General features: G+C 36.0%; 7 protein-coding genes. 3 read left to right on the top strand and 4 right to left on the bottom strand.

The window, feature by feature from the left end:
- Nucleotides 1–196 precede the first annotated feature (196 nt).
- From H7254_RS15290 to H7254_RS15280, 3 genes are all read right to left on the bottom strand, one after another.
- Nucleotides 197–628 carry a hypothetical protein gene (locus tag H7254_RS15290; protein WP_301933789.1) on the bottom strand — a complete coding sequence of 144 codons (432 nt, stop codon included), beginning with the start codon at nt 626–628 and terminating at the stop codon, nt 197–199.
- Between the two features lie 261 nt (nt 629–889).
- Nucleotides 890–1,201 carry a hypothetical protein gene (locus H7254_RS15285; protein ID WP_301933788.1) on the bottom strand — a complete coding sequence of 104 codons (312 nt, stop codon included), beginning with the start codon at nt 1,199–1,201 and terminating at the stop codon, nt 890–892.
- A 100-nt stretch (nt 1,202–1,301) separates the two neighbouring features.
- Nucleotides 1,302–1,763 carry a BON domain-containing protein gene (locus H7254_RS15280; protein WP_301933786.1) on the bottom strand — a complete coding sequence of 154 codons (462 nt, stop codon included), beginning with the start codon at nt 1,761–1,763 and terminating at the stop codon, nt 1,302–1,304.
- 671 nt (nt 1,764–2,434) lie between these two features.
- Here H7254_RS15280 and H7254_RS15275 point away from each other — a divergent pair.
- Nucleotides 2,435–3,499, top strand: a complete 1,065-nt coding sequence (locus H7254_RS15275; protein WP_301933785.1) for an AI-2E family transporter — start codon at nt 2,435–2,437, stop codon at nt 3,497–3,499.
- A 37-nt stretch (nt 3,500–3,536) separates the two neighbouring features.
- On the opposite strand, the gene H7254_RS15270 is transcribed toward H7254_RS15275, so the two are convergent.
- Nucleotides 3,537–3,743 (bottom strand): hypothetical protein, encoded by a 207-nt coding sequence (locus tag H7254_RS15270; protein ID WP_301933784.1) that lies wholly within the window; start codon nt 3,741–3,743, stop codon nt 3,537–3,539.
- Nucleotides 3,744–5,090: 1,347 nt separating this feature from the next.
- On the opposite strand from H7254_RS15270, the gene H7254_RS15265 reads away from it, so the two are divergent.
- Together H7254_RS15265 and H7254_RS15260 are read left to right on the top strand one after the other, a co-directional pair.
- Nucleotides 5,091–8,102 (top strand): SusC/RagA family TonB-linked outer membrane protein, encoded by a 3,012-nt coding sequence (locus tag H7254_RS15265; protein ID WP_301933783.1) that lies wholly within the window; start codon nt 5,091–5,093, stop codon nt 8,100–8,102.
- A gap of 11 nt (nt 8,103–8,113) precedes the next feature.
- Nucleotides 8,114–9,802, top strand: coding sequence for a RagB/SusD family nutrient uptake outer membrane protein (locus H7254_RS15260; RefSeq protein WP_301933782.1), 1,689 nt, complete (start codon nt 8,114–8,116; stop codon nt 9,800–9,802).
- Nucleotides 9,803–10,279: the final 477 nt, after the last annotated feature.

The following is a 10,279-nucleotide window of genomic DNA, read 5'->3' as shown; positions in this document are numbered from 1 at the left end:
GATGGTCTCAGAAAGGGTTCCTGTATTTATCCAGTAGGTTTGAGGAGTAACAGGTGCTAAGGCAGGTGATTTGTTTCAGGCAAAAAAAATAAACAGGATATAAAAGAATTTTTACTTCATTTAGTAATTGATTTAAGTTAATAATTAACATTGCACCAAAAGGTTTTGGCAAATGCAACCATACACGGCTATCAATTTAGAAAGACACAACTACTTTACTTTTCCGGCTCATATACCAACCGATAAAACTTCCCCATACAACCATGTTGAAAATAAGCGGCATCATTATACCCATTGGCTTAAAGTCATTAAACAATGGTTTGCCTAAAGCGTAGTTCACAACTACTAACAGCCAAAGAGACGGAAGAATCCCGAATAAAAATCCATTCAATATGGTTGAGTTTTTTACCATCAGGGCATACACTATTCCCCAAATTCCACCACTGATTATAAACAGCAATGCCGCCACAACTTGCCCTCCTGGAGGGTTTGGACCAAACTTGCCTTCATACATTCCAACAAAAGCAGGATTGCCCATTCCTGCTCCTTTGAGTATATACATTAGGACTGCTAAAATAATTGCACCCAAACAACCGGCTATAAAGCCCTGGAGAATTCGATTATTCATACCTATATTTTTAAATCAATGCAATAAATAAATAAGTTACCAAAATAATTTTTCTTACTATAATCTTTTGAAAAAATAAAAGTTTTAACCTTCATCATAATATCTTTTATTTTTTTTATAAGTGCGTAAGTGTTGTTACTTATACTACAGGGGAAAAACATTGAGAGGCCGAATGAAATATTGCTTCTGTTTTTACGTTTAAAATATAACCGGCTATACCTTTCTGTTAGTACTGGTTATAAATCTTCGTTTAGCATTTGTTTAGTTAAGATGTTGTGTTTGAAGCTTCACATTAACTGCTTTTTCCAACCCTACAGGTATTACATCCGCATTGTCATCAATAGAACTAAAGAGTTTCATTTCAGTATCCCGCACAAAAACATCTTTAGGCCCGGCGTTTACACTCATATAGTAACCCAGCTGGTGATTGAAAAAGAAGGAGTCAAACTCTACCTTACAGGGTATCTCATCTACCACAACGTTAAAATACCTTTTATTGCCTTTGTTTGCTTTCGTCTCATTTATCAGCGGCTCAACGTTGGTTTGATTTTGCTTCTCATTGTTTTCCATCATATTTTATTTTGATGATCGTTTCCTGCGGGAATCTCTGCTCGGATCAGCGTGATCTGTAATTAAAACGGATTAATAGCTTACAAAAAAAGTGCATGACTTGCTATTTTACAACAAGTTGATTGCCTATTTTTTGAGGATAAAGAATACTAAGATCACTCATTAAAAACTGGAGATTATCACGGTTTATATTTCCCCTGAGCACGATTACTCCGGCCGCTACATCAGCCTGCACACCCGGATATTTTGTAATAATTGATTGAACAGATGTTCTCATGGTCATATCAATAGAATTGTCCTTAATGATATTATTTTCTACTTTTTTTACGCCGTCAACACCTTTAATGTTATTCTCTATATCAACAGCGCAGTTGTCACCTTCGCAAGTTCCGGCTAGCGTAACTGTACCCTCTTTTACATTAGCGGTAACGCCTGCATAATTTTTATTATCCTGCAATTTTTTGGTTACATTTTCCTGTATTTGCTTATCCTCAGGCTTATTGTTGCAGGATATGGCAGTTATCAATAAAATCGCAATCGCCAGGAGGGGTTTGATTTTCGACATAATTTACTTTTTTAATATTAAAATAACAAATTCCTATAACCATGCCAATAAACATTTAAGGGCAGAAGTCTTTTAGTTGTTACCGTAATTTATTTTTTACCTCTAAAAGCAAGTATCATCAACTGGCAAACAAATAATCGGTTTGTATGATGTAGATATAAAAAAGGCTTCGGCGCTTTGCTCGCCGTACAAATAATCAGGAAACATGTTCAAATAAAAGAGCAACGGTTGGGTTATTTAGCTATATATCAAATCGATGAATAATTTTATTGCCATGTAGCATCTTTGGCGATACTTTGTTTTAAAAAAAGCTTGCCGGCGGCTATTTCCAAAAACTAGTGGGCAATCCTTTGGTGGAAGTTGAGTAATTATTACCTCTCTTTATAAATACGCGTCTAAAGAGATAAGTAATATTGCATCATAATAAATCTTCTTCCTGCACTATTAAACAATTACGTTAGTCTTTAATATCATGCCTCCGGGAATTTTGTAGTCTTAAAGCTGATACTTTTTTTTTATTTCTTGGGAAGGAAATTATCATTTATCAGAAGCAGTTTGCATACTGAAATTATTTTGTCTTAACGGCAATAACACGCACAATCTTTGTAAGTGAAGTGACAGCATACCTCCTTTTATTTCTAAACGATAAAAATTTTAACACGATTATATTTATGCCTGAAATAAACACCGGACAACCTCAAGACAAATTATCTTATTCGAAAAAAGTATGGATAACGGCGGGCATTGCCGCTTTACTGGTGATTTTTTTGTTGCTCTTTAAAGTGTTATTCAGTGTACTGTTACTTACATTAGCCGGCGTTTTATTTGCCATTTACTTTCATGGCTGCGCAAGCTTTTTTAAAAAATGCCTGCACCTTCCCGCCACATGGAGCCTAGCTCTTTCCATTGTGGTCAATATAGTTTTCCTTATCGTTTTTTTCTGGTTTGTGGGGGCAAGGCTGCAGCAGCAAGTTTCGGACCTCACGGATGCTTTGCCAAAAACTATTGCTAACGCCAAAGCCTACCTGCAAAAAAGCCCCATTGGAAGCAGGGTATTAGACTACCTGAAATCTTCAGGGAATTCACAGAAAACAATGGCAATAGCTAAGAAATTTTTTTCTTCGGGCTTTGGTATTTTAAGCGACGTGTATATCATCTTACTTCTCGGTATGTTTTTTATAGCCAGCCCTTTTACTTACAAAAAAGGAATAGTGCATTTGCTGCCACCCAAAGCAAAGGACCAAGGCGCTGAGTTGTTAGATGAAATACATAATGTTTTAAAAAACTGGATCAAGGGGCAGCTTTTTGGATTTTTGTTTATTGCTGTGCTAACCGGGCTTGGCTTGTGGGCCATCGGCATGCCACTGATTCTTACGCTGGCCCTGATAGCAGGCTTACTAAATTTTGTTCCCAACTTCGGACCTATCATTGCTTTGATTCCTGCTGGCCTGATTGGCCTTATGCAAGGCACAACAACAGCCATTCTTGTACTTTGTTTATATACAATTATCCAGGCAGTTCAAACCGGTGTCACACAACCACTCATTCAACAAAAAATGGTAAGTATACCGCCGGCGCTCATTATTTTCGGCCAGGTATCTATGGGTTTGCTCGGAGGCTTTTGGGGTGTACTATTAGCTACGCCGGTGATTGCAATAATAATGACGCTGGTAAATAAATTGTACGTGGAAAAGCAATCGCAGCACAAGTATGAATTTAAAAATGCAAATGCATAAACAGTTTATTTTATTGTGCGCAAAGGCAGTAATAAATTTATTCCAGCTTTTTCGTTGCGTATTTTATATTTAAAATATTTATCGGCCAAGGTTCTTTCGTATCATACAATTTAATTTCCTGAATGTCTGCAGGAAATAAAAATCCTTTCGTTTCAAATGCTTCTTTTACTTTGGTGATTACCTCACTTTTAAATTGCAAAACACCTTTTCTATAATCATAACCAGAGTGCGGTTTAAGCAGCAATCAATTTTGGCTGATTTAATTGAGCAATTAATTCAGGCTTTGTTGCTTCATTTTTTTTTGACAAATGGTTTGTGGCATATCCCCAAAACGGTAGAGTCAATAAAACTTATACCAGTACATTCTCCTCTGCAGCAATAATGTAAGAACATAATAAATAGTACTGCACTGCGGTGGCTTAACTCAATAAAACGATTGTAAGAAACTACATTGGAAAAACAATCTCTCAGGTGAACACAAACATATCCAAGATGAAAGTGCCTGAAGTTTCTAAACTGCCCTCCGTGAAAAACAACTAGACTGGTAATGATTTCAGAATCGGCATAAGGTAGCTTTACAGTTATGTTTTTTGCAGGCATAACTGGCCGGTAAAGCATGATTTTAAAATTCATTTTCGAAATGATTACAAAAATCGTCAACCTTTACGAAAATTTCTGCAACTTTATCTGTGGAAAGCAGATGGCTCATAATTGTCTTATTAAATTAATGTTCAAATGCTTATAATGCGATAATCGTTTCACGTTCCTTCTTTGTACTAACTACTTTTTCACATTTTCTTATCCCGAACTCAGGTTAATAGTATCATTGGAAGAAAATAGGTCCTCTTTCATTTCAATCTTTCAGTACCTGAAGTAGTCCTTGTTCTTATTTGATTAATTAACAGCAATGCATTGGCTTGTTGTTCCAATTCAATGTATGCTGCTGCCTGCATCAACAAAATATCGTTGTATCAAAGAATATTTTTGTTTTTTACACTGTCCATAAAAGGTTTATTTTAAAAATTAATCGTTTACTTCCCGTCTTACTTTTTATAAATCTGTCTATTAAGGCATCCTTGTTCAGTACCCTCAACCCTCATAATTAATGTGAATTTGATATCTTCTCCTACACCGTACAAGTTGATGCTGATCCTGTTCATACCCTTTTAAATTCGGCTCTATTCATTTGCAAAAATCTTGTATGAATTAAGATCTCATGGCCAGAGCGTCAACAATAGCAATTCTTTATTTTTAATATTGTTCATCATAACATATTACCGTTTAATTGAACGCGAATATTTAAATATAATATATGTAAAAAATACTTTTTTACTAAGCTGGTGAATCATTATGCGGTTATTATAAGGAACAAAATCGGCTTCAAAAATAATTAGAAGAATAAAAAATATTTTCTAAACAGGCAGGTAAAAAAAAATTAATACAAGTAAAAATTAAGTAGCCATGCACCTTATAAATATTTGTGTATCGTTACAATATAGTTAACAATTTTATAATGAAAAATTCACTATTCAAAATAAAAAGTTACGAAAATAAAGACTTTATATTGCCGTTCAATTAACAACCAATTAAAATGAGAAAAAAACTAAATGGCAATTCCAGTATGTTTACTGGTATTATTTTTATGATCTTATCGTTTGCAGGCCCATCGGGCGTTTTAGCAAACCATAGTAAAAAAGTAAATAATTATTTTCCTACAGCTCAAATTATTACAGGAAAAATTATTGATGATGGAACTGGAATTGGACTAAGTGGCGCAACGGTTCTTGTACAGGGAAGTAATAGCACTACATCGGATGCAAAAGGAAACTACTCTATAAAAGTAGAAAATGACAACGCTGTTCTTATATTTTCCTATGTAGGCTATACCAGTCAGGAAATTGCAGTAAATGGAAAAACAGTTATTAATGTTGCTTTAAAAACAAGTTCCACCGAGCTTTCGCAGGTAGTTGTTGGTTATGGTACACAACGTAAAAGGGATGTTACCGGTGCTGTAAAATCTGTAAAAAGCGAATCTTTTAACAGGGGCATTATAAATTCTCCTGAACAATTATTACAAGGTAAGGTTGCTGGTGTAAATGTTACTTCTGCCAGTGGCGAACCCGGCGCAGTTCTATCTATTACAGTTCGTGGGCCCGGTGGCGTTCGAACAGGTAGTACGCCTTTGTTTGTTGTAGATGGCCTTGCTTTGGATAATTCGAGCACTGGTGGAGGAAATCCATTAAACTTTTTAAATCCACAGGATATAGAAACCATCGATGTTTTAAAAGACGCATCAGCTACTGCCATTTATGGTTCCCGTGGGGCAAATGGGGTTATACTAATTACAACAAAAAAAGGTAAAGCAGGTGTTGCAAATATTACTTTGGGTACTTCCTACGGCATCTCTAATTTAGCGGGAAAGTTACCTGTTTTTTCAACAGATCAGTATAAAATTAAAGTAGTGGAGGCGGGTGGTATTTTAAACGATAAAGGTGGCAGCACCGATTGGCAAAATGAAATTACCCGGGCTGCAAAAACGAAAAATTACAACCTTACTTTAAGCGGCGGCGCAGATAAACTTACCTACTATGCTTCTTTTGGATTGCAGCAACAACAAGGTATTTTAAAGCTGAATGATTTTAACCGGTACAACGGCCGTTTCAATCTTACACAAAAATTTTTAGAAGACAGGTTGACTGTAGAAGCTAATCTTTCTACTACCAGTACAACTAATAATCGCCCTCCAATAGGAACGATGATAGGAAGTGCTATTTCAAATAATCCAACCTATGCTGCTTATGATTTATTGGGCCAGCCTGCACAATACACGGAAATTACTAATCCATTGCAGGCATTAGCGCTTAACCAGGATATTACTAAAATAAACAGGATTGTTGGCAGCATAACCGCTTCCTTAAAAATTGCAAAAGGGTTGGTATACAAAATAAATTATGGTATTGATAATTCCACCGGCACCAGGGATATCCAGGCTTTACCGAACCTGATTCCATTAATTCTTGGAAGGCTCGATACATATTACACTACAAACCGTAATTCACTGATTGAAAATTATCTTACGTATAGCTTTATGAAAGGTGATCATAATTTCTCAGCTTTAGCAGGTCATTCATATCAAAAAATATTTTTACAGGGAAGAAATTACAGCATCAATAAATTCGCTGTTTCTCCGGTACAACCACAATACAATCCTGGGCTTGGCCAGGATTTAACCCTGACCAATAATGCCCCGGGAGGATACGCAATAATCAATGAATTGCAATCATTTTTCGGCAGGGTTAATTACCAGTATAAAAACAGGTATTTAGCTACTGTAAATATGAGAACAGATGGATCAACAAAATTTGGTGCTAATAATAAATATGGTCTATTTCCTTCATTTTCTTTAGGATGGAAAATAGCTGAAGAAAGTTTTATGGATCATTCTATTTTTAGTAATTTAAAATTAAGAGCAGGCTGGGGCCGGACCGGCAACCAGGAAATACCGTCTAAAATTACCCAGGCCCTTTATACTACTTCTGTTACTTCTACCAATAGTTATCCGTTATCTGCAACAGGCCCTTATCCTGCAGGAACTATTTTTAATAGATTGGCAAACCCTAATATACAGTGGGAAGTATCTTCACAAACCAATGTAGGCCTTGATTTTGGTTTTTTAGGAGGAAAATTAAACGGCTCAATTGATGTGTTCAATAAAACTTCAAGTAATATTTTATTAGAGGTTCCCCCAGCAGATCCGATACAACCAGCAAGTACTACCTGGACAAATGTAAAAGATATGCAAATAAATAATAAAGGTATTGAAGCCGATATCGAATATAAAGTTACTTCCAGAACCGGCGTTAGTTATTCAATCGGTGGTAATGCTACCATTATAAAAAATAATGTAACGCATTCCCCTTATTCTGTGATTGCTTCCGGTAGTGCAAGTGGATCTGGTCTTACTTCGGCTACTATTAATGGTTATATCAACAATCACCCGATCGGCACTTTTTACCTGCTTGATTTTATAGGTTTTGATGCCAATGGTATCAACCAATTCAGAGATGTAGACGGAGATGGTATTATTACTGACAAAGACAGGATAACTGCAGGTACTGCACTTCCAAATTTAACCTATAATTTTTATGGAACTATGGGTTATAAAGGATTTGATGTTATCGTTAATTTTAACGGCGTATCTGGCAATAAAATATACGACAATACTGCAAACAGTAACTTTTATAAAGCACACCTTGTAAAAGGGCTCAATACTACCCCGGAGGCAATAGCGAGTCCAGAGGAATCAATGAGCAACCCAGCTCCGGTTAGTACACGCTATCTTAAAAGCGGGGCTTATTTAAGACTTAACAATCTTTCCCTGGGGTATACATTTAATACAAGCAACCTGCACATAAATAAATGGATATCTGCCTTACGTCTTTCACTAACAGGTCAGAATTTATTTATAATTACAAAATATAATGGTTATGATCCTGAAGTAAATTCAGATCAAACCATTAATGGTATCTCTTCTTATGGTATCGATTACTTAAGTTATCCTAAAGCAAGGTCTTTTATTCTTGGTTTAAATGTATCATTCTAAAAAATAATAACATGAAAAAAAATATTATAAACGTATTGCTGTTAACAGCAATTATTATTACTAATTACAGTTGCTCCAAATTAAAAGAACAGGTTCTGGATGAATCACCAACTACAGGCCTCTCCGACATACAAATTGCTGATGGGTTAATAGCTCCTGTATATGCACGCCTGCCCGATATATTCAGGCACACTACTCTTTTTGCTTTGCAGGAAATATCTACAGATGAAGCAATATTACCTTATCGGGGCGGTACTGATTGGGGCGATAATGGAATATATCTTTCATTACACAAACACGAAACTACCAGTACAGATCCCAATATAAGGGATACCTGGAATTTACTAACCCAAGAAATTTCACGATGTGTTACGGCTATTAATTCTTTAAAATTAAACAAGTCACCTAATGCAGCTATCTACTCTGCTGAAGCAAGAGGCATGAAGGCTTTTTATAATTTGCTTTGCCTGGATTTATTCGGGATTGTTTTTGTAAAAGAAAATGGGGATGATATATCAAAGATCGTTCGCGGTGCAGATGCAGTAGCTTATATTAAAAGTGAATTATTAGCTGTTGAACCATTGGTAAGCAGCACTACCGGCCCTGGAAGACTTACACAAACTGCAGTTTGGGGATTAATTGCAAAGCTTCAACTGAACGCCGCCGTTTACCGCGATATTTACGCAACAGCTTATCAATTTAATGATGCGGATATGAGCGATGTAATTACTTATTGTGATAAAATTATTGCTGCTGGCCAATACGCTTTATCCCCTGATTATTTTGCCATTTTTGGCAATGATAACCATACTAATAAAGAATTAATATTTGTGGTTGATCAGCGTGCCAATTTGAATGGGCATAATCGTTTGGCTTATTTCTCCTTATCCGGCGATCAATATCCGCTAACTGCATTTCCGTCGGCAAATGGTACAGATGGACCAGCAATTACACCAACTTTCTATGATAGCTGGTTAGCTGGAAACCCAGGAGACCCTGCAACAGGAGATCCCCGGTTTTTTAAACAAAATGTATCTATGGACACAAACCCGGGAGATAGTTGCGTTACAGACTTTAATATAGACAGAGGTATTTTACGTGGCCAGCAATATGGCTTAATACGCACTAATGGAGTTTTTGAAAAATGCGTAAGCGGTGGTTATAAAGTTGGACCATTATTTAATAAAAGCCGTAGCAACCCTACCCTTCCGGTTAATTTTTCGAAGTTCATAGATTTTTCTGTTGCGGGTAGTAATTATTCAACAGGTTTCAGAGTAGAGAAATATGAATTTAGCCGTGAGTCTGTTAGTGGCAGAAATTTTGGTGAAGCAGATATTTCAATCATCCGGCTTAGTGATATTTATTTGATGCGTGCCGAAGCTAAACTACGCAAAAGTACTGCTGATGCCGCCGGAGCATTAACAGATGTAAATACAGTTAGAACTTCAAGAACAGCTTATACAGTTCAACCTAACCTACTTCCTGCCATTTCATTAGATCTTTTATTTCGTGAAAGGGGCTTTGAGTTTTATTGGGAAATGATGCGCCGTTCAGACATGGTTCGTTTTGGAAAATATGAAGATGCGTGGACAGAAAAAACCAATACGGATAAAAATAAAAGAGTTTTTCCAATTCCGGTAACTGCAATAGATGCAGCTTCTAACCTGGTGGGATTTTTAAAACAAAATCCTGGATACTAAGATTTACAAATTGATTTTAAGGGACTGCCTAAAAAAGGCAGTCTCTTTTTTTATGTCAAAAATGTACAATTATTTATTTTGACTTAACCCATATTGCAGCAAAACGGTGTAAACTAATAATTTTTTAATTTTTTCAAAATAATTTCACGCTTCGGCAGCATTTTATTCGTACTCTCCTCCAGTGACATTTTTTAGACTAACCATAAAGCAGTATTTCAATTTGTAGTACACAGGGGATGTTCGTAAACCAGCAGCTAGTTTTAGCTTTATAGTCCATGTATTTAAAAGTTTCAGTGAGACATAATTCCAACATAAAAAGACATTGCTGCTTATTACCGGCTGTTCGAAAGTTATCGCATTAAATTTGATAGGGTTTACCATAAAACACTTTTAAATATTGGCTTTTGAACAGCTGCTGCCAGAGTATACAAAAGATAAAGTAGCCCGCCATCTCAATGAAAACTAAAACATTAATTG

Origin of the sequence: Ferruginibacter sp., from assembly GCF_014377975.1 — a bacterium.
Lineage (GTDB): Bacteria > Bacteroidota > Bacteroidia > Chitinophagales > Chitinophagaceae > Ferruginibacter.
This window is presented reverse-complemented; position numbering and strand designations above follow the sequence as displayed.